This is a genomic window from Lysobacter sp. A286, from assembly GCF_054052105.1.
This window is the reverse complement of record NZ_JBSVRJ010000005.1, coordinates 51114-72580: the sequence shown is the minus strand read 5'-3', so window position 1 is coordinate 72580 and position 21467 is coordinate 51114. Positions and strand designations below refer to the sequence as shown.

Annotated in this window: 15 protein-coding genes and 1 pseudogene; 6 read left to right on the top strand and 10 right to left on the bottom strand. The window is 65.4% G+C overall.

All coding sequences use genetic code 11. The features are described 5' to 3' along the window. Positions 1-96: 96 nt before the first annotated feature. Together ACW7G0_RS13630 and mutM are read right to left on the bottom strand one after the other, a co-directional pair. Complete coding sequence (locus ACW7G0_RS13630; RefSeq protein ID WP_456962846.1) at positions 97-696, bottom strand: ECF-type sigma factor; 600 nt, start codon at positions 694-696, stop codon at positions 97-99. Between the two features lie 127 nt (positions 697-823). Then, positions 824-1663: a bifunctional DNA-formamidopyrimidine glycosylase/DNA-(apurinic or apyrimidinic site) lyase gene (gene mutM / locus ACW7G0_RS13625; protein WP_456990437.1), complete on the bottom strand. Its 840-nt coding sequence runs from the start codon at positions 1661-1663 to the stop codon at positions 824-826. Between the two features lie 182 nt (positions 1664-1845). Between mutM and ACW7G0_RS13620 the strand changes: the two genes are divergently transcribed. Together ACW7G0_RS13620 and ACW7G0_RS13615 are read left to right on the top strand one after the other, a co-directional pair. Then, entirely contained in the window at positions 1846-3030 is a 1185-nt protein-coding gene (locus ACW7G0_RS13620; RefSeq protein WP_456962848.1) for a DesA family fatty acid desaturase, read from the top strand. 77 nt (positions 3031-3107) lie between these two features. Next, complete coding sequence (locus ACW7G0_RS13615) at positions 3108-3467, top strand: hypothetical protein (RefSeq protein ID WP_456990435.1); 360 nt, start codon at positions 3108-3110, stop codon at positions 3465-3467. 21 nt (positions 3468-3488) lie between these two features. Here ACW7G0_RS13615 and ACW7G0_RS13610 read toward each other — a convergent pair whose 3' ends face one another. The 3 genes from ACW7G0_RS13610 to ACW7G0_RS13600 form a co-directional block, all read right to left on the bottom strand. After that, positions 3489-3782: a DUF2218 domain-containing protein gene (locus ACW7G0_RS13610; RefSeq protein WP_456990433.1), complete on the bottom strand. Its 294-nt coding sequence runs from the start codon at positions 3780-3782 to the stop codon at positions 3489-3491. A 142-nt stretch (positions 3783-3924) separates the two neighbouring features. Continuing rightward, positions 3925-5592 carry an MFS transporter gene (locus ACW7G0_RS13605; RefSeq protein WP_456990431.1) on the bottom strand — a complete coding sequence of 556 codons (1668 nt, stop codon included), beginning with the start codon at positions 5590-5592 and terminating at the stop codon, positions 3925-3927. Positions 5593-5622: 30 nt separating this feature from the next. Next, positions 5623-7011, bottom strand: coding sequence for a DcaP family trimeric outer membrane transporter (locus ACW7G0_RS13600; protein ID WP_456990429.1), 1389 nt, complete (start codon positions 7009-7011; stop codon positions 5623-5625). Positions 7012-7234: 223 nt separating this feature from the next. Here ACW7G0_RS13600 and acs point away from each other — a divergent pair, with 223 nt between their 5' ends. Then, positions 7235-9202 (top strand): acetate--CoA ligase, encoded by a 1968-nt coding sequence (gene acs / locus ACW7G0_RS13595; RefSeq protein WP_456990427.1) that lies wholly within the window; start codon positions 7235-7237, stop codon positions 9200-9202. 9 nt (positions 9203-9211) lie between these two features. After that, complete coding sequence (locus ACW7G0_RS13590) at positions 9212-9880, top strand: response regulator (RefSeq protein ID WP_456990425.1); 669 nt, start codon at positions 9212-9214, stop codon at positions 9878-9880. Positions 9881-9984: 104 nt separating this feature from the next. Here ACW7G0_RS13590 and ACW7G0_RS13585 read toward each other — a convergent pair whose 3' ends face one another. From ACW7G0_RS13585 to ACW7G0_RS13575, 3 genes are all read right to left on the bottom strand, one after another. After that, positions 9985-13431, bottom strand: coding sequence for a hybrid sensor histidine kinase/response regulator (locus ACW7G0_RS13585; protein ID WP_456990453.1), 3447 nt, complete (start codon positions 13429-13431; stop codon positions 9985-9987). Positions 13432-13509: 78 nt separating this feature from the next. After that, entirely contained in the window at positions 13510-14892 is a 1383-nt protein-coding gene (locus ACW7G0_RS13580; protein ID WP_456990423.1) for an FAD/NAD(P)-binding protein, read from the bottom strand. A gap of 227 nt (positions 14893-15119) precedes the next feature. Further along, positions 15120-17993 (bottom strand): winged helix-turn-helix domain-containing protein, encoded by a 2874-nt coding sequence (locus ACW7G0_RS13575; protein ID WP_456990421.1) that lies wholly within the window; start codon positions 17991-17993, stop codon positions 15120-15122. 505 nt (positions 17994-18498) lie between these two features. On the opposite strand from ACW7G0_RS13575, the pseudogene ACW7G0_RS13570 reads away from it, so the two are divergent. Together ACW7G0_RS13570 and ACW7G0_RS13565 are read left to right on the top strand one after the other, a co-directional pair. Continuing rightward, positions 18499-20241, top strand: a pseudogene (locus tag ACW7G0_RS13570) (S8 family peptidase); the annotation flags it as partial. Continuing rightward, positions 20221-20616 (top strand): proprotein convertase P-domain-containing protein, encoded by a 396-nt coding sequence (locus tag ACW7G0_RS13565; RefSeq protein WP_456990451.1) that lies wholly within the window; start codon positions 20221-20223, stop codon positions 20614-20616. The pseudogene ACW7G0_RS13570 and the gene ACW7G0_RS13565, both read left to right, overlap by 21 nt. Before the next feature lie 63 nt (positions 20617-20679). Here the strand turns inward: ACW7G0_RS13565 and rpmG are convergent, their stop codons facing one another. Further along, positions 20680-20844 carry a 50S ribosomal protein L33 gene (rpmG, locus tag ACW7G0_RS13560; protein WP_036191471.1) on the bottom strand — a complete coding sequence of 55 codons (165 nt, stop codon included), beginning with the start codon at positions 20842-20844 and terminating at the stop codon, positions 20680-20682. A 13-nt stretch (positions 20845-20857) separates the two neighbouring features. Beyond that, the gene (rpmB, locus tag ACW7G0_RS13555; protein ID WP_036191474.1) at positions 20858-21094 is read right to left on the bottom strand and encodes a 50S ribosomal protein L28; all 237 of its coding nucleotides are present in this window, start codon (positions 21092-21094) and stop codon (positions 20858-20860) included. Positions 21095-21467: the final 373 nt, after the last annotated feature.

Here is a 21467-nt window from a genome sequence, read left to right as displayed (position 1 = left end):
CAGTACGTCGCAACAACGTTGACCGCTGCCATGCCGGATCTCCCTCGACTGCGGCGATTGCTCACCCTGAATGCCGGTACTGCGGCAGCGCCGGGATCAGCCTGCCGCTTCGTCCCGCAGCGAGGCTAGCAGGAACAGACGTGCCTTTTGCCAGTCGCGCCGGATGCTGCGCTCGGAACGTTCCAGCAGCGTGGCGATCTCCAGTTCCGACAAGCCGGCGAAGTAACGCAGCTCCACCACTTTCGCCAGTCGCGCGTCGACCGCCGCCAACCGGGTAAGCGCGATGTCCAGGGCCAGCATCTCGTCGTCCAGCCGCAACCCGCCTTCCAGGTCCTCGGGCAGATCGGTGACCCGGTGCAGGTCGCCGCCGCGCTTCTTCGCCAGCCGCTGGCGCGCGTAATCGACCACCACCGAGCGCATGGCCGAGGCGGCGTAGGCAAAGAAGTGCGAACGATCATCAAACGTCGCCTCACGTTTGCTCGACAACTTCAGATAGGCCTCGTGCACCAGCGCGGTGGCGTCCAGGGTCTGCCCACGCTGGCCGGCGAGCTGGCGTCGGGCCATGGCGTGCAGCTGCTGGTACAGCGTGGCCAACACCTGGTCGAGCGCGGCACGATCCCCGCCCCGCGCTGCGTCCAGCATCAGGGTGATGTCACCAACGTCTTCAACGTCATCAATGTCATCGAGGTTGGCCATCGTATTGCCTGAGGCGTTGGACCCTCGACTATAACGTGAACGTCCCGACAGATTTCACCTGCGTTTGCGCCCACGTTTTCGAGTTTTGCGGGCACGGCGCCAGGATGCCAAGGTCGGGCTGTCGGCATCAGCGCTGGCAGTGGCTGCACCAGACGCTGGAGCGCTGTCCGATCCGGGCCTGCTTCAACGCCCGGCCGCAAGCTGGGCAAGGTTCGCCGGCGCGCCCGTACACCGACAATTGCTGGACGAAATAGCCGGCGTTGCCGTCGGGGCTGATGAAGTCGCGCAGGGTGGTGCCGCCTTGGGCGATGGCCGCTGCCAGGACCCGCTGGATCTCCGCGGCGAGGCGTTGGTAGCGTCCACGCGAGACCCGGCCCGCGGGTCGTGTTGGTGATACTCCAGCGCCGAACAGCGCCTCGGCGGCGTAGATGTTGCCCACGCCGACGACGATGGACTGGTCCATCAGGAATGACTTTACCGGAGCCCGTCGACCGCGACTGCGGGCAAACAGGTAGTCGCCATCGAAGGCCAGTCCGGCAGGATCGGCCAGACCAGGCGTATCGAGCGGCTCGGCTCCCAGTGATGCCAGTAGCGGGTGCAGCGTCCCGGGCGGCTGCCACAACAGGCAGCCGAAGCGGCGCGGATCATTGAAACGCAGGACCCGGCCATCGTCGATCCCGATATCGACATGGTCATGGGGCCGCAGCGGCGTCTCGGCCGGCAGCACCCGCAGGCTGCCCGACATGCCCAGGTGGATCAGCGCGCTGCCTGCGGCGGTATCGAGCAGCAGGTACTTTGCCCGTCGGCGCACCGCATCGATCCGCTGGCCGTGCAACGCGGTGCCGATCTCGGCGGGGATTGGCCACCGTAGCGAGTCCCGGCGCAATGTCACGGCGGTGACCTGGCGCCCGGTAAGGTGCGGTGCCAGGCCGGCACGGGTGGTCTCGATTTCAGGAAGTTCCGGCATGGCGAGAGTCTACGGCGGCGCGGACCACCCGGGTTCGACTGGTCCATTCAGCTGCGTGAAGGCGATTGCCGCTGAATGGACCAGTCGTGACAGGTACCCGCCAGCAAGCATTGAACCGGTGACGGTGGCATCATTACCGGTGCGGCCGAGCGATGTGGCCACTTGTTTTCCGGAGTCTGGAAATGCCCGTTTCACTACTCGATTTTCTCGCCGGCGGCGTGCTGCAGGCCAGCATTGGCGGGTTGCTGGTCTATTTGCTGGTGGTCACGCAGCTCACCATTTTTGCGGTGACCTTGTACCTGCATCGGTCGATGACCCATCGCGGCGTCGACTTCCACCCGGTGGTCAACCATTTCTTCCGTTTCTGGACCTGGCTGACGACCTCGATGATCACCCGGGAGTGGGTGGCCATCCATCGCAAGCACCACGCGATGTGCGAGACCGAGGAAGACCCGCACAGCCCGGTCACCAAGGGCATCGGCAGGGTGTTCTGGCAGGGCGTGGAGCTGTACCGCGAGGCCCGCAGCGACCGGGCGTCGATCGAGAAATACGGCAAGGGTTGCCCGGACGACTGGATCGAGCGGCATCTGTACACGCCGCATGCGACCAAGGGTCCGGTGTTGCTGTTGTTCCTCAGCTTCGCGTTGTTCGGCTTTGCCGGCGTGGCGATCTGGGCGGTCCAGATGTTGTGGATCCCGCTGTGGGCCGCCGGCGTGGTCAACGGACTGGGCCATTGGTGGGGTTATCGCAACTTCGAGACCACCGACAAGGCCACCAACCTGATTCCGTGGGCGTTCTGGATTGGCGGGGAAGAGCTGCACAACAACCATCACGCATTCCCCAGCTCGGCCAAGTTTGCCCTGCGCAAGTTCGAGTTCGATATCGGCTGGAGCGCAATCCGGCTGCTGCAGGCACTACGACTGGCCAAGGTGTTGCGCGTCGCCCCAACCCTGGACGTGCGCCCCAACATCGCCATGCCTGACCGCGAGACGCTGAAGGCGCTGCTGGCGATCCGCTTCCAGGCGATGACCGATTACTACCGCAAGGTAACCCTGCCGACGCTGCGCGCCAGCGACGAGAAGCTGCCACGCAAGTTGCGCAAGGGGCTGGCCGATGGCGGCCGCTGGCTCGACGATGACAAGCGCGCACGCCTGCACGCCTGGCTGGCCGAGCGTCCGCACATGGCTACCCTGGCCGAATACCGCCAACGCCTGCAGCAGGTGCTTGACGACCGGTCCCACGATGCCCAGGCAACCCTGCAGCGCCTGCATGACTGGTGCGTGGAAGCGGAGAACAGTGGCAACCACGCCTTGCAGCAATTCTCGGCACGGATGAAGGGCTACACCCTGGTGCCCGCGCGGGCCTGAGCGCCCGCATGGCCTACCCGGACAGAGGGGCGGCGACGCCCCTTTTGTCTGCCCGCCTGTTGCAGGAGTCATCGACGATGCGTGCCAAGCCGTTGCTGCTGATGTTCGTGCTGTCGGTGTCTGGCGCCGTGACTGCGCTGCCGGCATCGGCACAGTCACGGGTCGATGCGACCAGCGACTACCTGCAGCGCATGGACACCGATCGTGATGGCCGCGTTTCGCTGGTCGAGTACCAGCAGTGGATGGGGTACGCATTCGAGCGCATGGACGTGGACGGCGACGGTGTGCTCGACCCGGACGAGCTGCCTGGTGGTCGCGGTCGCCCGGTGAGCAAGGCCCGGCACCTGGCCGCGCTGGCCGCTGCGTTTCATCGACAGGACCTCAATGGCGACGGCTTCCTGGATGTCCGCGAACTGGCCGCCCCGCCGCCGCGCTAACGGCATAAGCCGGTAGGCGACTCAGCCCTGTCGCTGCCACTGGATCGACAACGCCTCGCCGCGCGCCATGCGTTGCAGGTGCTCGGCGACTACCGGCTCCAGCTTCTCGAGCTCTGCGCCGTCCGCACTTTCGATGGTCGCGGCAATGCTGTCGCCCTGCACTCGCAGCACGCATGTCGCATTGCCGAATTCGATCCGGGCGCCGGTGTCGTCGTGCTCCACCTCAAGCTTGTGTGACCAGTGCTTCGCCAAACGGCCGATCAGCTTGGCCGGCCCCAGGTCGGTGACGGTAATGAGCGAATGGGTGGAGTGCATTGGTTCTACCTCTATCAGTTGAGAGTCATTCTCATTATCCACAGAAGACAACACCGGCACGAGGCCGGTGTTGTCCCTGCTGCACTGACGCGGGGGTTGGCAGTGGCACGGTCGCAACCAAAGGCGACCGTGCCCGATGGCGCTACAAGGTGATGTCCACGTCCTTGGTCTCTCGCAGGAACAGCGAACCGACCACGAACGTCATCAACGCGATGATGATCGGGTACCACAGCCCGTAGTAGATGTTGCCGGTGGCGACCACCAGCGCGAACGAGATGGTGGGCAGGAAGCCGCCGAACCAGCCATTGCCGATGTGGTACGGCAGCGACATCGAGGTGTAGCGGATCCTGGTCGGGAACAGTTCCACCAGCCACGCCGCGATCGGCCCGTAGACCATGGTCACGTACAGCACCAAGATGGTCAGGATCAGCAGAACCATCGGCTTGTTGATGCGTGCATCCTCGGCCGTCTCGGTGTAACCGGCGGTGGTCAGCACGGTCTTCAGCGAGCTGCCAAATTCGCTGGCCCTGGTGGCTGCAACGTCCTTCGCCAGGCCCTTCGCCTCGTAGCTGCCGACCTCGACATCGCCAATCATCACCATCGCCACGCTGCCTGCCGGCGCGGGTTCCACGTCATACGGCACACCGGCCTTGGCCAGGGCCGCGGTGGCGATGTCGCAGGAACTGGTGAACTGCTTCTTGCCGACCGGATCGAACTGGAAACTGCAGGTGGTCGGATCGGCCAGCACCAGTGCGGGTGAGGAGGCGCTGGCTTCCTCGATTGCCGGGTTGGCGTAGTGGGTCAGCGCCTTGAACAGCGGGAAGTAGGTCAGTGCGGCAATCAGGCAGCCCGCGAGCACGATCTTCTTGCGGCCGATCTTGTCCGACAACCAGCCGAAGAACACAAAGAACGGTGTACCAATCAGCAACGCGCCGCCAATCAGCAGCCAGGTCGTGGTCGGGTCGACCTTCAGCGACTGTGTCAGGAAGTACATCGCGTAGAACTGGCCGGTGTACCAGACCACGGCCTGACCGGCAGTCGCGCCGAGCAGGGCCAGCAGAACGATGCGGCCGTTCTTCGAGAAGAAGCTTTCGGTGATCGGTGCCTTCGACAGCGTGCCTTCGTCCTTCATTTTCTGGAACATCGGCGATTCGGCCAGCTGCATGCGGATCCACACCGACACGCCGACCAGCACGATGGAGATCAGGAACGGGATGCGCCAGCCCCATTGTTCGAACGCCTCTTCGCCCAGGATTCCGCGCACGCTCAGGATCACCACCAGCGACAACAGCAGCCCGACCGTCGCGGTGGTCTGGATGAAGCTGGTGAACAGGCCGCGCCGGCCGTGCGGGGCATGTTCGGCCACATACGTCGCGGCGCCGCCGTACTCACCGCCCAGCGCCAGCCCCTGCAGCATTCGCAGGACCACCAGGATGATCGGCGCAGTGATGCCGATGGATGCGTAACTGGGCAGCATGCCGACCAGGAAGGTCGAGATGCCCATGATCACGATGGTGATCAGGAACGTGTACTTGCGCCCGACCATGTCGCCGATGCGGCCGAACACGATCGCCCCGAATGGTCGCACCGCGAAACCGGCGGCAAACGCCAGCAGCGCGAAGATGAAGCCGGTGGTCTCGTTGACGCCACTGAAGAACTGGGCGGCGATGATCGCCGCGAGCGAGCCGTACAGATAGAAGTCGTACCACTCGAACACGGTGCCAAGGCTGGAGGCAATGATGACCTTGCGCTGTTCCTTGGTGATGGCGACCTTTGGCGGTGCGCCGGCGGCGGGATTGACGGTAGACATGAGGTGGTTTCCCTTCGGGTTGGGTATGCGTTAGAAGCTGTACTTGACGGTGGTGTGCAGGCGGCTCAGGTCGCCTTCGCGATCGTCTTCGAGGAAACGCTGGCCGACGCTCAGTTCCGCGCCGATGTCGAGCTTGGGAAACGGCGAATAGATGAGGTTGGCGCGCAGCGAGTGGGCACGCTCGGTCACGCCCTGGCCGGTGATTCCGACGTCGTTGTCGAAGTGCGCGGCCGAGTACATCAGGTTGCCGCGCAGCTTCGGGCTGAGGACATGGCGCCAGGCGACATAGCCGCCATAGCCGTCCAGCGCCTCGAGATCGCCGTCGACGTCCTGCACCACGTCGCTGCCCATGCCGAAGGCGAGGTAACGGCCGATGCCGCTGCCGCCGTTGATCGCGTAGCGGATGTCGTCGTTGGGGCCGATGTTGAACTTGCCCGAGGCGCTGAGCGCGCCGCCGGTCGCGGTCTCCTCGCCAGCCTTGAACTGGCGCAGCAGGCCGGCCACGGTGAAGTGGCCCCAGTCGCCCTTGGTGAGCCAGCGCGCCGTCGCATCGGGGGCGATGTTGTCGCCACTGTTGAAGCGCGGGCCGGCGGCGAGGTACGGGGTGACGGTGGTCTGCGGGTTCTCCAGTGAGAACGACCACGGGCCGCTGGTGTAGCGCAGCTGGGCCTGGCGCACGAAGATCACGCCGTCGGTCGGGCCGACGAAGTCGACCGAATCCGGCAGCGCGGCGGTGTCCTGGAAGTTCGACCAGGTCTGGCCAGCCAGCCAGTTGTTCCAGCTCACATAGGCGTGGCGCAGGGACACGCCGTAGGTGTTGGTCGAGGTCTCGTTGCCGAGCAGCGCGTTGCTGCCGCCGCCGTACATGTCGGCTTCGATGTAGGCCTTGACCTTGTCGCCGGCGTCGGTGACGTGGTCGGCGGCGAGCCAGAAGCGCGAGAACTGAGCATGCACATCGGTATAGGCGTCGCCGCCCTCGGCGCCGTCGGGGCCAACCGGAATCGTGCTGGGGACGTAGAACAGCCGGCCCGCCGAGCCGTCGGCGATGCGCCCGTCACTGGTGTCGGTGACCATCGCGTCGAGCTTGATGAAACCACCGAAGCTGAAGGCGGTGCCGGGTGCCGCGGACGGTGTGATGGTGGTGGCCTGGATCGCCTTGCCGTCGGCTACCGCGGTCGCGGCCGGGGTGGCCGGCACCGCTTCGGTAGTGGTGATGGCCTGCTGTTGCTGCGACACCAGTTGCTGGACCATCTTCTCCAGCTCGACCACGCGGGCCTCCAGCTCGACCTCCTTGGCTGTTTGCGCGTAGGCGAAGCCGGGCAATGCCAGTGCGACCAGCAACGCCGCGGCGAGCGGTCGCTTGGGGGTCGGTCGCTTGTGGCGCGTGGTCACGCCGTACGACGGCTCGCGAATGGACATGTTCCCTCCCATGGAAACCGCGTCGTTTGCACGGTTCGCAGGCAGACTGCGTGGCCACCGCACTGCACAACCATTCACCTTTGGTCGTAGATGCCCCTGTTCATCCTGCCGATTACGACCAAGGTCTAAGGCGAGGTTTACCGACCGCCCCGGACGATGCGGCACACTGACGCTCCTGGCACCCGCCGCGTGCCGGCCCCGCAACTGCATATCGGAGTGCGTCATGAGCGAGCCCGTCTCGAACCAGCCCATCGCGGTCTATCCGGTCAAACCCGGGTTCGCCGCCGATACCCGCATCACCCAGGACGACTACCAGCGCCTGTATGCGCAGTCGGTCGCGCACCCGGACCAGTTCTGGGGGCAGGTGGCGGAGCGGCTGGACTGGATGACCAAGCCGACCAGGATCAAGAACACCAGCTTCGACCTGGCCGATTTCCGCATCCGCTGGTACGAGGACGGCGAGCTCAACGTCAGCGTCAATTGCCTGGACCGCCACTTGGCTACCCGCGGTGACAAGACCGCGCTGGTGTTCGAGCCCGACAGCCCTGACGCAGCCGCGCAGAACATCACCTACCGCGAGCTGCACCAGCGCGTATGCAAGCTGGCCAACGCCCTGCGCGCGCTGGGCATCGGCAAGGGCGACCGGGTCACCATCTACCTGCCGATGATTCCCGAGGCGGCGATCGCGATGCTCGCCTGCGCGCGCATCGGCGCGGTGCACATGGTGGTGTTTGGCGGCTTCTCGGCCCACTCGATCGCCGACCGCGTGGCCGACAGCGGCAGCAAGTTGATCATCACCGCCGACGAAGGCCTGCGCGGCAGCAAGCGGGTGCCGTTGAAGGTCAACGTCGATGCCGCGCTGAAGCTGCCGGGCACCAACAGCGTCGAGACCGTGCTGGTGGTACGCCACACCCGCGCCGCGGTCGACATGCAGATGCCGCGCGACCGCTGGTATGACGCCGTGGTCGACGGACAGCCGGTCGAGTGCGAGCCCGAGCGCATGAACGCCGAGGACCCATTGTTCATCCTCTACACCTCCGGCAGCACCGGCAAACCCAAGGGCGTGCTGCACACCACCGGGGGCTACCTGGTGTATGTCAGCTACACCCACGAGGCGATATTCGACCTGCGCGAGGACGACGTCTATTGGTGCACCGCCGACGTCGGTTGGGTCACCGGCCACAGCTACATCGTCTACGGGCCACTGGCCAACGGCGCCACCTCACTGGTGTTCGAGGGCGTGCCGAACTACCCGGATGCCTCGCGCTTCTGGCAGGTCATCGACAAGCACCAGGTCACCATTTTCTACACCGCGCCGACCGCGATCCGCGCGCTGATGCGCGAGGGCGACGAGCCGGTCAAGGCGACTTCGCGCAAATCACTGCGCCTGCTGGGCAGCGTCGGGGAGCCGATCAATCCCGAGGCCTGGCGCTGGTACTACGACGTCGTCGGCGACGGTCGTTGCCCGATCGTTGACACCTGGTGGCAGACCGAGAACGGCGGCATCCTGATCTCGCCGCTGCCGGGTGCGACCGACCTCAAGCCAGGCTGTGCCACCAACCCGTTCTTCGGCGTCCAGCCGGCGATTGTCGACACCAACGGCAACTTCATCGAAGGCGAGGGCGAAGGCAACCTGGTCATCGTCGATTCCTGGCCGGGCCAGATGCGCACCGTCTACGGCGATGACCAGCGTTTCATCGATACCTACTTCAAGACCTATCCGGGCACCTACTTCACCGGCGATGGCTGCCGCCGCGACGCCGACGGCGACTACTGGATCACCGGCCGGGTGGATGACGTGATCAACGTCAGCGGCCACCGCATCGGCACCGCCGAGGTGGAGAGCGCGCTGGTCTCTCACCCGCAGGTCGCCGAGGCCGCCGTGGTCGGCTTCCCGCACGACATCAAGGGCCAGGGCATCTATGCCTACGTGACCCTGATTGCCGGCGAGCAGCCCAGCGATGCATTGCGCGCCGAACTGGTCAAGCATGTGCGTACGGAAATCGGTCCGATTGCGACTCCCGACCATCTGCAATGGGCGCCGGGCCTGCCCAAAACCCGCTCAGGCAAGATCATGCGCCGCATCCTGCGCAAGATTGCGGAGAACGCCCCGGATCAACTCGGCGACACCAGCACCCTGGCCGATCCGGCCGTAGTCGATTCGCTGGTCAAGGAGCGCCGCGTCCCGTAGCGTCCGCCCATGCCGACCCTGCTGATTGCCGATGACCACCCGCTGTTCCGCGAAGCCTTGCGCGGGGTCGTTGCGCGGGTACTGCCGACCGCGCGCCTGCACGAGGCCGACAGCGTGGGCGCCCTGTACGCGCTGGTCGAAGCCGAGCCGGACGCCGACCTGTTGCTGCTCGACCTGAACATGCCCGGCGCGCAGGGTTTCAGTGCGTTGGTGCACTTGCGTGCCTTGCATCCGCAACTGCCGATCGTAGTGGTGTCCGCGCGCGAGGAGCCGGCGGTGATGCGGCGCGCGCTGGATCACGGCGCGGTCGGCTTCATTCCAAAATCCGCCGATGTGGCCACCCTGGGCGAGGCGATCGGTACCGTTCTGGCGGGCGACCGCTGGGCCCCGTCCGCCGCCTTCAATGCCCCGGCTGCAGATCCCGATGAACACGATGCTGCCCGCCGCCTGCGCGACCTCACCCCGCAGCAATTCCGCGTCCTGCAGATGCTCGGCTCGGGCTTGTTGAACAAGCAGATCGGCTACGAGCTCACAGTCTCCGAGGCGACCGTCAAAGCCCACGTCACCGCGATCCTGCGCAAGCTCGGCGCCAACAACCGCACCCAGGCGGTGCTGATTGCCGGCCGCCTGGCGTTGGATCCGGGCAACATCACGTTGCCGCCGGAGGGTGTGGAGTAGCGCTTACTGCCAGGAGGCCGCAAGCAATTCGACCTGGCTTTGGCCAGCGCGGCGGGCAACCGCCCGACCGAGCGCGACATCCCTGGTCGAAGGTCATCGGCTGTCTAGCGCTGCGCCGCCAGGAACGCCCGCAGCGACGCCGGCTTGATCGGCTTGGTCAGCACCAGACAGTGATGCTCGCGGGCGGCGTGCTTGAGCGCATCGCTGCCGTCGCCGGTCAGCAGCGCGGCCGGCAGGTCGGGGCCGAGGCGCTCGCGCAGCAGGTCGATGATGCCCAGACCGTCGAGGCGGTCGTGCAGGTGGTAGTCGACTAGGGCGACGTCGGGAGCTTCGCCGGCCGGCAGCGCGTCCAGCACGGCGATGGCCTCGTCGACGGTGGCGGCGGTCATGCTGACGACGTGCCAGCGGGTGAGCAGGGCACGCATGCCTTCGAGAATCTCGCGGTCGTTGTCGATGCACAACACACGCAGGCCGGTGAGGGAATCGGCAATGCCTTCGGTGCGCGGGGCGGGCGCGGGGGCGTCGGGGAAACGTGCCCGGCCGAACGGCACGGTGATTGAGAACACGCTGCCGGCACCGACCCGCGAACGCACGCCCAGCGGATGGTCCAGGGTGCGGGCGATACGTTGGCAGATTGATAGTCCCAAGCCGAGGCCACGCTCGCCGCGGCCGGGATGGTCGAAGCGGCGGAATTCGTCGAAGATCTGCACGAGGTGGTGCGGTGAGATCCCCGGCCCGGTGTCCCAGACCTGCAGCTCGACGGCGCCCTTGCGCACGCGCGCGGCGATCAGCACGCCCCCATCACGGGTATAGCGCAAGGCATTGGCGAGGAAATTCTGCAGCGCGCGGCGCAACAGGCGGCGATCGGTGCGCACCATCAGCGGCGCGGCCGGCGCGCGCACCCGCAATTGCAGGTTGCGGCTGGAGGCGATCGGTGAATGCTGGGCGGCCAGTTCGCGCAGCAGTTCGTTGACGTCGAAGTCGGCGATCTCCGGGCGCAGTGCACCGGCGTCGAGGCGGGAGATATCGAGCAAGCCGTCGAGCAGGTCCTCGGCGGCGCGCAGGGAGGCATCGACGCGTTCGGCGAGGCGCCCCTGTTCGTCGGGCTCGTCACTCTCGCGCAGGGCCGAGGTAAACAGCCGCGCGGCATTCAACGGTTGCAGCAGGTCGTGGCCGACCGCGGCAAGGAACCGGGTCCTGGATTGCTGTGCGTCCTCGGCCTCGCGGGTGCGTTGCTCGACACGCTGCTCCAGGGTCTCGTTGGATTCGCGCAAGGCGCGCTCCACGCGTTTGTAATCGGTGATGTCACTGTAGCTGGTGACGTAGCCACCACCGTCGAGCGGCCGGCCGCGCAGCTCGATCACCTGCCCGTTGCTGCGCACGCGTTCGGACACATGCGGCGCGCCGACACCAAGGTGCTCGATCCGCCGCTGTACCTGGGTCTCGATGTCCCCCGGGCCCATCTCGCCGTGCTCGGCATTCCAGTACAGAAGGTCCGCGACCGGACGGCCGACGTACAACATGCCCTGCGGGTAGTCGAACATCTCCTGGTAGCGGCGGTTCCAGGCCACCAGGCACAGCTCCGCGTCCACCACGCTGACGCCCTGGCTGATGTTCTCCAGCGTGGTCGCCAGTACCTGGCGGTTGAAACGCAGCTCCTGGTTCGCCTCGTCCAGCAGCGCCACCACCTCGCCCAGTTCCATGCCCGATCCGCGCAGGGCACTGGTCAAGGTCAGCCGTGCGGAAGCGGCACCGATCGCGGCGGCGAGCAGGCGCTCGGTGAACTGGGCGAGCGCGCGGTCGGCAAGCTGTTCCGGGTTCCATGGCTGACCCTGCCGACCGGCATAGTCCTGGAAGGAGCGTCGGGCATGACGCCCACCGACGATGCGTTCGGCCAACGCCAACAGGTCGCCACCGCGCACGTTGCCGGCCCAGCCGCCCGGGCCGAGCGGCGGTCGTTCTCGATACGGGTCCAGGAATGGCGCCGCCCGCAGTTGCTCCTGCAGCCGCGGCCGCTGGCGTGCGGAGACGTAGACAAAGGCGCTGGTGTTGAGCAGCAGCGACCAGAATACCCCGTGGGTCAGGCTGTCCCAACCCACCAGGCCGAACAGTTGCTCCGGTTGCAGCCAGGCAATGCCGAACGGGCCGACATCGACCCAGTCCGAAGCGATCCAGCCCCCGGTGGCCAGGCTCGGCAACAACAAGGTATAGAACCACACCGATGCGCCAGCGGAGATTCCCGCGAGCGCACCGGTGCGGCTGGCACCTCGCCAGTACAGGCCGCCGATCAACGCCGGTGCGAACTGCGCGACCGCGGCAAATGCCAACAGGCCGTGCTGGGCGAGGCTGCCGTCACCGGACCCCCGGGCATAGGCGTAGGCCATCAGCGCCAAGCCGATAATCGTTGCCCGGCGTACCCACAGCACCCGCTTCTCGATACCCGGCCCGGTCCGGCTGAGTGCGCCGGTACGCAACAGTGCCGGCATGATCAGATCATTGCTGACCATCGTTGCCAGCGCCACGCTGGTCACGATCACCATGCCGGTGGCGGCGGAGAATCCACCGATGTAGACGATCAGCGCCAACAGGTTCTCGTCCATCACCAGTGGCAGTGCGAGCACGTAGGTGTCGGGCGATACCCCGCTGTCGCCCAGCACGGCCTGGCCGGCCAGGCTGATCGGCACAACCATCAGGCTGATCAGTACCAGATAGCCGCCGAAAAACCAGCGTGCCACCCGCAGGTCGCCGACGTTCTGGCACTCCACCACCGCGACGTGGAATTGCCGTGGCAGGCAGATCAACGCAGTGAAGGCGAGCAGGGTCTGGGCGACGAAGCCCACCGGCAAACCGGGCCGGGTGACGGTATCGGCGGCCTGCACGATGCGCTCGCCCAGGCCGCCGACGCCCGGCAGGTGCATCAGCGCGAAGATACCCACGGCGATGAACGCCACCAGTTTGACCAGCGACTCCAGCGCGACCGCCAGCACCATGCCGTGATGGTGCTCGGTGGCGTCGATCTGCCGGGTGCCAAACAGGATCGAGAACACCGCCAGCAACAACGCGATGTACAGCGCCGGATCAGCCAACAGACTGGTGTTGGCCGGTACCCCGGCGAGTACCTCGATACTGTCGGCGACGGCCTTGAACTGCAGCGCTACGTAGGGAATCGCGGCGATCAGCGCGAGCAACGAGACCAGTGCCGCCAGCCCTGGCGCGCGGCCATAGCGCGAGGAAAGGAAGTCGGCGATCGAGGTGATCCGCTGCTCGTCGGAGATCAGCACCAGCCGTTCCAGTAACCGCCACCCGAACAGCAACAGCAGCAGCGGCCCCAGGTAGATCGGCAGGAACCCCAGGCCGGTCCGCGCAGCAGTACCGACCGCGCCGTAGAACGTCCATGACGAGCAATAGACCGCCAACGCCAGCGAGTACACCGCCGGGCGTACCCAGCGATGTTTCGGCATCGCTTCGCGTTGATCGCCGTAATACGCGACGACGAACAGCATGCCGACATAGCCGACCGACACCAGCAGCAGTATCCAGCCAGGAATCAATTGCACGCGCCTCCGTGGTCAGTCGATCGCCGAGTGTAGGGTGAGGCAGTACGACTTCGGTACTGCCTCGACGAAGGTCTAATCCCCGCCGAGCAGTTTGCGTGCGATGGCTTCACTCTGGTTGCGCAACTCGGGTACTGCCAGGCTCTCCCACAGGCGGCCGATGCGCAGGCTGCCGAGCGTCAGCACGGTGGCCTGTACCGCGCCATCCCGTGCGATCACCTCGCCATTGGCTGCCGTATCGATGCCAATGCCATGCGGGCCAGGTGCCGCCACGCCCGTTGCCAGCAGGTCCTGCAACAAGGCGTTGCGCATCGAGGCGGCGCGGGTCTCCACGCCGGTGGCATTGACGAGGTGATCGGCCTCCAGCACCCGTGCGCCGCCGTCGGACCGCTGGACCTCCAGGCGCACCCCGTCAGCGGTGGACGTTGCCGCCTGCAAGCGTCCGCGATGAAGCTGCAACTGGCCGCTGGCGCGCAGCGCATCGATCGTGGCATGCACGTCCGGCGCGATCCGGTGCCGGTGCACGTCCCATTGCCGCACGACATGACGCAGGAAACGCCGCTGATCAGCGACCGACAGGCTTTGCCACAAAGCCTGCACGTGCGGCCGGATGCGGTCGATCACCCCCTGCCAGGCCTCGCCATGGGCAACCGCACTGGCCGCATGGCCGCGTAGTGCTTTCAAACGCTGGCGCAAGGACAGTGCGAGCAGTGCCGCCGGGTCAAAATCCGCGGCTCCATGGGTGTCGGCATGCGGCAGCGGCATCAGGGCGTGTCGTGACAGCACATGGATGCGGCCGCGGTGACCGCCGGCGTGAAGCGACAGCACCACATCGGCCATGCTCAGGCCCGAACCGATGATCGCGATTTCGGCATCGCGCCGAAGCTGGGCGACGGACTCGTAATGCCAGGCTTCCAGGTATTGGCCGACCGACAACGCATCAACCCCGCGTGCGGGCAGCGGACGCACGGTGTTGCCCATTGCCAGCACGACATTGCGGGTGCAAACCGTCGCGCCCGAGGCGAGCTGCACACGCCAGCCCGGTCCCGGCCCTGTCATCGCGACCGCGCGATCGTGCACGACTTCAAGCTGGGCGACACTGCCTGTCCCGGCCTGTCGCAGCCGATCACGCAGGTAGTCCGCATAGTGTCGACGTTGCGCGTAACTGTCGGACAACGATCCCGTCGACTGATCGGTAGAGCCGTGGTGTTCCAGCATGAAGTCGAGGAAATCCTCGGGCCGGTCGACAAACGCGCTCATGCGCTTCACGGGTACGTTGAGCCGATGCTCGGCGGCGCGACTGGCGTAGGCGGCACCTTCGCCGAGCATCGCGGCAGGTTCGACCAGGACGATCTGCAGCGGCGTGGCAGCCAGGCGCAAGAGATGGGTGGCCGTCATCACGCCAGCCGCGCCACCGCCGATGATCGCGACATCCACGGAAAGGGTCGGATTCGTCATGGCCCGATTGTAGGTGAGTGGCGGAGACCGCTTCGCAACCAGCAGGTCGATCGGAGGGCGACGCATACCAGCACGTAGCGGATCACGGCCGTCAATGTCCGCGACGGTCCAGATGATGTCATTTTTTGCGCGGACATCGCTCTGTCTGGCCAATCCGGCAGGGCAGCTGAAAACTGCGCCTGCGTGACATGTGCAGTGACGATGTTGTCTGCATCAACGGGGGTCGGTCAATGCCGTACCTGGTCGGCCTGGTGCCGGTTGTGGGCAGGTGCCGCCGCGATGGCCGCTTCGCGGCCTGCCGGCCAGAGTGTCATCCAGTCCAGGTTTGCGCCCCGCATGCCGGTGGTGGCGACTTGCGCGCCGGGGCCTTCGATGTCGCAGTCGTCGAGCCGACCATCGGCCGCCATCAGGCTGTGCAGCTCCAGCTGTACCGCGACATCCCCCAGCGCATGGGCGCGGGCGTGACTACGTGACAGCAAGGATTGCGCGGCCCGGGGCTGGTTGTCGGCCAGCGCACGCAGGATTCCGACCTGGTCCAGACGGTGGGACTGCATCCAGGTGTCGTTGGGATAGGTTTGGCGTGCGGCGTCTGCGTGGCGCATCGCCTGCGTCCACCAGCCGCGCGCGGCCGCGGTTTCGGCTTGGCCAACTTCCGCCTCGGCGAGCAACCAGGCGTATCCGGAACCTTGCAGTGCGTCGTGGGTAGCGATGTACAACGCGTCCGCTTCTTCCAATTGGCCGGCGCGAGCCAGCAGCGGCGCGACCTGCAGTGCCGTCATCCAGCGTTCGGGACATTGCTCCATGGATCGGATCCGGGTCACCATCGTCTGCAGCCGTGGCAACGCGGACGCCGCATCGCCGGCCAGCAGGGAGATGGCGGCTTGGTGCATCACCAATTGATCCTGCAGCTCGGGTTGCCCATCCAGACCGCAGCGATCCAGCGCCATGCGCGCTTGCTGCATCCGTCCCAACGACAACAGCCCAGTCACCCTCGCGCATGCCAGTCGCGCAGAAACCACCGCGGGCAATGGCGGGAGGTCTTCACGGGCGAGTCGCTTCACGGTGTGCTCGAGTACTTCCAGCGAGCCGGTGTAGTCGCCCTCGGTGGCCAGGATAAACGCCTCGAACTGGTCCAGCCACACCGCCAGGTTGCCTTTCAACCCCTGGCTTCGGATAAGGCGAACACGTTCGCGTGCCTGATCGAAGCGACCTGCCAAGGCGTCCTCGTTGAGCAAGTCCAGTTGCAATGCGCGCTGCCCGTGGGCATCGCCCGCAGCCACGGCGATGGCGAGGGCCTCATCCAGTCGCTTGCGGTACTCGGCCAGGTTGCCGGCGTTGTAGTGCTGGAACGCAACGCGGCGAAGCAGTTGGACCTCCATGGATCGATAACCACCGGCGTGTGATCGGGCCAGCAGCGTGTCCAACTGCGTCGACGGCACCGATGGTGGCTTCGACAGTTCGGCGGAAACCCGGACGTACAATGCGTCCAGTTCCGCGCCGGCAGCGGCGAACAGCACTGCTGCCTGCTCGAACTGCGACATGTCGGCCTTCTCCCCGAACTCGGCGACGTCGACCTGGGCTTTCAGGTGGATGGCGGTCGCGCGCTCACGCTCCCATCCCGGGCCGGCGTCCCGTGCCAGTTGCTCGGCCGCCATCGCGTGCGTACGCATGCCATTGCGGTCGCCGCGGGTGCCGGCAATCTCGGCCAGGCAAATCAACCAGGGAATGCGCAAGCTGATGGGCTGGCGCTGCCATTCCACCTCCGCCAGGCTCTCCAGTGCCAGGTCGGACTGGCCGGAGCGTAGTTGGAGCCAGGCCTGGTCGAGGCGGAATGTCAGGTTTTTCGGGTATCTGTGCGCCAACGCGGTGATTGCCGCAGCCGCCTCAGTCACGCGGCGCGGATCGACCGACAGTTGTGCGGCATCCAGCACCTGGTCGGTATCGTCGCCGATCGGCACCAGCAATTCGCGCGCCGTCTGCATGTGTGCCACGGCGGCATTGGCTTGCCCCAATCGTGCCCGGGACATCGCCAGTTGCAGCTGTGCCAGTCCAAAATCAGGCGATTGTTCGACTACCGACTGCAAGCCGGCCGCGCTGGCGGACATGTCCCGGTCGCGATAGTCCTGGTAGGCGGTGGCATAGCTGCGGGCAGCGGGTGCATCGATGTCCAGCGTTGGCCACGGCGTGTCGTCTCGGCCGGGAACCAACTGCGTCAGTATCTGCTGGGACAACTGGTCGACCAGTGCCGGAATCCGGGCCTGGTTGCCGCGCAGTTCCAGTTGCCGGGTGCCATCGGCGTCGGTAATGCGGGCGCGGACGAAACGTTCGCCCGGCTTGTCTGCAGTTTGCCCGGAACTGAGCAGCACCACCGTAGGCGACAGTGACGCCGCGTCGGCAGCCAGGTGCGCTTCGCTCATCACGATCACTTCCGGCAGCGAGTCGAGTTTCCATTCCAGCCAGGCATACAACAGGGTTGCCGGCCAATGAGCCTCGGCATCATTGTTGTTGCCAACCTCGATCAGTGCGACGGCCACCGGAGCGGTTGCCGCGTCAATCGGCGCCAATGGCGTGGGCTTGGGTACCAAGACGATGGCAATGGCGGCCAGCGTCGCCAGTCCCGCCGCCAATAGCCAGAGGTGGAGCCGTTTCTCAGGAACTTCTGGGCCGCCAATGCGGACTTCCGACGGCTCCGCAGGCGGCGAGTCGTCCCGCCCGGCTACCCCGCCGTCGATGGCATAGGCCGCATTGACCAGCACCGGTTCCACGGGTCCGGGCGGCTCGAACACGTAGCCCTTTTTTGCAACGGTACGGATCCATTGCTTGCGCGATGGCCCCAAGGCCTTGCGCAGTAGCCATATGCTTTGTGACAGGTTGGCATCTTCGACGATCACACCCTGCCAGACCTGATCAAACAACATTGCCCGGGTATGCAGGGCATGGGGGCTGGCGAGAAACTCCAGCAACAGGTCGAACGCGCGCTGGGGCAGTTCGACCGTTTGCTCCGGACTGCTGACCCGGCGGTACCTCAGGTCAATTTCCAGGTCGCCAATCCTTAGTTGCCTGACCTCGCTGGGCCATGGACACCCGGGTGCATCCGTCACTGCGCGCGCTCCTGTCGTGGGTTGTATCGCGGCGGTGCGCCTCCGCACAGCCCGCCGAGCCGGCTCCCCGCCGGACCCTCAACTATCCCGATAGCTGCTGCCGAGGGGATATCTGTCGGCCAATAACGCGACGAATGTCTCAAAATGATCGTTAATTGATAAAAAATTGAACAATTTGCATAAGCAAATGACCCTTGACGTCACTTATATCTGTTCCGTACTTCGGAGCCCGGGCAATTGGAACGCACCTCCAGGAAGGAACGCCAGGGACGGAATGCCAGGGAAGGGCAATAGCGGAGTGCAGGGGCCTCGCAAGGACGTCGGTACGAAGTGCCGAATAGAGACGTCTTCGGCCGTGGACGCAAAGGAAGCCGCGTCCACGGCCATTCGCCAGGCTCAGGTCGCACAGTGATGGCAACGCAGACCGCATCGCAGGGGGAGGAGCTGGTCTGGATCGTTTGTCATTTCAATACACCCAAACCAAGCCACATAGGGGTAATACGAAATGCCTACAATTTCCACTCCCGGCATGCGCAAACACGCGCTTGCAGTTGCCACCGCAGCCGCGTTGACAGCATCCATCTTCGCCGCGCCTGCGCTCGCCACAGGTGATGGCACGGTCAACCTGTCGGCCCTGCAATCGGGCGAGACGCATGATCGCTTCATCGTGAAGTACCGCGACGGTAGCGCTCCGCAGCTCAACGTTGCCAATGTTCAGCGCTCGCTGCAACGCGTGGCCACCACTACGGCTGCCGGCCAAAAGATGGAGTTGCGGCAGTTGCGTCGCACGGCCACTGGAGCCGACGTGATCCGTACCGCACGCAAGCTGGATCGGGTCGAGGCAGCGGCGTTGATGCGCCAGATCGCCACAGACCCAAACGTGGAGTACGTCGAGGTCGATCAGTTGCTCAAGCCGACCATGACCCCCAACGACACCTATTACGTGAGTAACCAGTGGCACTACTTCGAGGCCGCTGGTGGCATCAAGGCCGACCAGGCCTGGGATGTCAGCACCGGCCAGGGCATTGTCGTCGCCGTGCTGGACACCGGCATCACCAACCACAGTGACTTGAACGCCAATGTCGTTGCCGGCTACGACATGATTTCCGACGCCGGCATCGCGGGCGATGGCAACGGTCGCGACAGCAACCCGGCCGACCCTGGTGACGCCTACAACGGTGGTGGTTCCAGCTGGCACGGTACCCACGTTGCGGGCACCGTCGCCGCTGTCACCAACAACAACAAGGGTGTGGCTGGCGTGGCCCCGAATGCCCGGATCCAGCCGGTGCGCGTGCTCGGCAAGGGTGGCGGCTATACCTCCGATATTGCCGACGGCATCATCTGGGCGTCCGGCGGCAGCGTCCCGGGGGTGCCGAACAATCCCAATCCTGCCGAGGTCATCAACATGAGCCTGGGCGGCTCGGGTTCGTGTGGCAACACCACCCAGAATGCAATCAATGGGGCGGTCTCGCGCGGCACCACCATCGTCATCGCATCGGGCAACAGCAACGCCGACGTTTCCGGGTTCACGCCAGGCAACTGCAACAACGTGATCTCGGTGGCGTCCACCGATCGTCAGGGCGCACGCTCGAGTTTTTCCAACTATGGTTCGTTGATCGACGTGGCCGCACCAGGCAGCGGCATCGCCTCGACCGTCAATACCGGCAGCACCACGCCGGGCGCCGAGGGCTACAGCCTGATGTCGGGCACCTCGATGGCGTCTCCGCACGTGGCTGGCGTGGTCGCGCTGATCCAGTCGGCGGCCGCGGCCAATGGCGGGGTCAAGACGCCGGCACAGATCGAATCCATCCTGAAATCCACCTTGCGTCCGTTCCCGGGCAATACCGACCGCGACATTGGCCAGGGCATCGTCAATGCGAAGGCGGCGGTGGATGCGGTGGTCGGAGGAGGTGGTGATCCGGGCGACCCGGGTGATCCGGGCGATGGAACCTTGCAGAACGGCGTGCCGGCGACTGGCTTGGCGGCCAGCAGTGGCAACGACGTGGTCTACACGATGGTGGTTCCGGCCGGTGCCAGTGGCCTGAGCTTCTCCATCTCCGGCGGTAGCGGTGATGCGGATCTGTATGTCAGGCGCGGCAGTGCACCAACCGACAGCGCGTATGACTGCCGACCGTGGCGCAGCGGCAACAGCGAGACCTGCACCTTCGCAACGCCGGTGGCTGGGACGTATCACGTGCGCGTGAAGGCGTACCAGAGCTACGCCGGGGTGAGCCTGGTCGGTAGCTATACCGCAGGCGGCGGCGGTGGTGACAACAGTCCGCAGACCTACACCAACGCCGGCAACTACTCGATTCCCAGCCCGGGCACCATAGAAAGCCCGATCACCGTGTCGGGTCGCAGTGGCAACGGCGCGTCCGCGACCCGGCTGAACGTCGATATCCGGCACACGTATCGCGGTGACCTGCAGATTGACCTGGTGGCACCGGATGGCTCGACCTACCGGATCAAGAACTCCAGTGGCAGCGATAGTGCGGACAACGTGATCGGTTATGCCGACGTCGACCTATCGGGTGAGTCGATCAATGGCACCTGGAAGTTGCGCGCACGCGACATGTGGGCCGGTGACACCGGCTACATCAACTCGTGGGACATCAAGCTTTGATCTTTGGCTAGCAAAAAAGAAACCCGCCGGAAGGCGGGTTTCTTTTGGAACAAGCCGGAAGGCTTACTTGATCTTGCCTTCCTTGTAGATCACGTGCTTGCGAACGACGGGATCGTACTTCTTGATCTCCATCTTGTTCGGCGTGTTCTTCTTGTTCTTGTCAGTGGTATAGAAATGACCGGTGTTGGCCGAAGAGATCAGGCGAATTTTGTCGCGCTTGGAAGCCATGGTTCAATTCTCCTTAGATCTTTTCGCCGCGTGCGCGGAGATCGGCCAGAACGGAGTCGATGCCGTTCTTGTCGATGGTGCGCATGGCGTTGGCGGAAACGCGGAGCTTCACCCAGCGGTTTTCACTGGCGACCCAGAAGCGGCGCTCGTGAAGGTTGGGCATGAAGCGGCGACGGGTCTTGTTCATGGCGTGCGAGACGTTGTTGCCGGTCGTCGTTCGCTTGCCGGTTACTTGGCATACACGGGACATACGCACCTCGAAAGGATGTTGATGCTTCCCTTGGCCAGGGAGGCGGCGGCCCCGCCGGGTCCACAGTTCAGGTGGGCGGCATGCGATACGGGAAGGGTGCCGTCCTGGAGGACGGACGCTGGAACCGGGCGACCCGGAATCGCGCTTCCGGGAGTCGCCTTGCTTACCCATTGGGAAAGCAGGACACAGCGAGCCGGGTATTATGCGGGAGTGGCTGTGGGGGTTGCAACTGCTTAGGTGGAGGCGAAGGCAAAAGCAACTGCAGGGCGTGGGCTTCGGGGGGAGCGGCGCCCGGTGTGGGGGACTTTCCCCCTCCCCTTTTTCCCCCCCCCCCCCCCCCAACCCCCCCCCCACCCCCCCCCCCCCCCCCCCC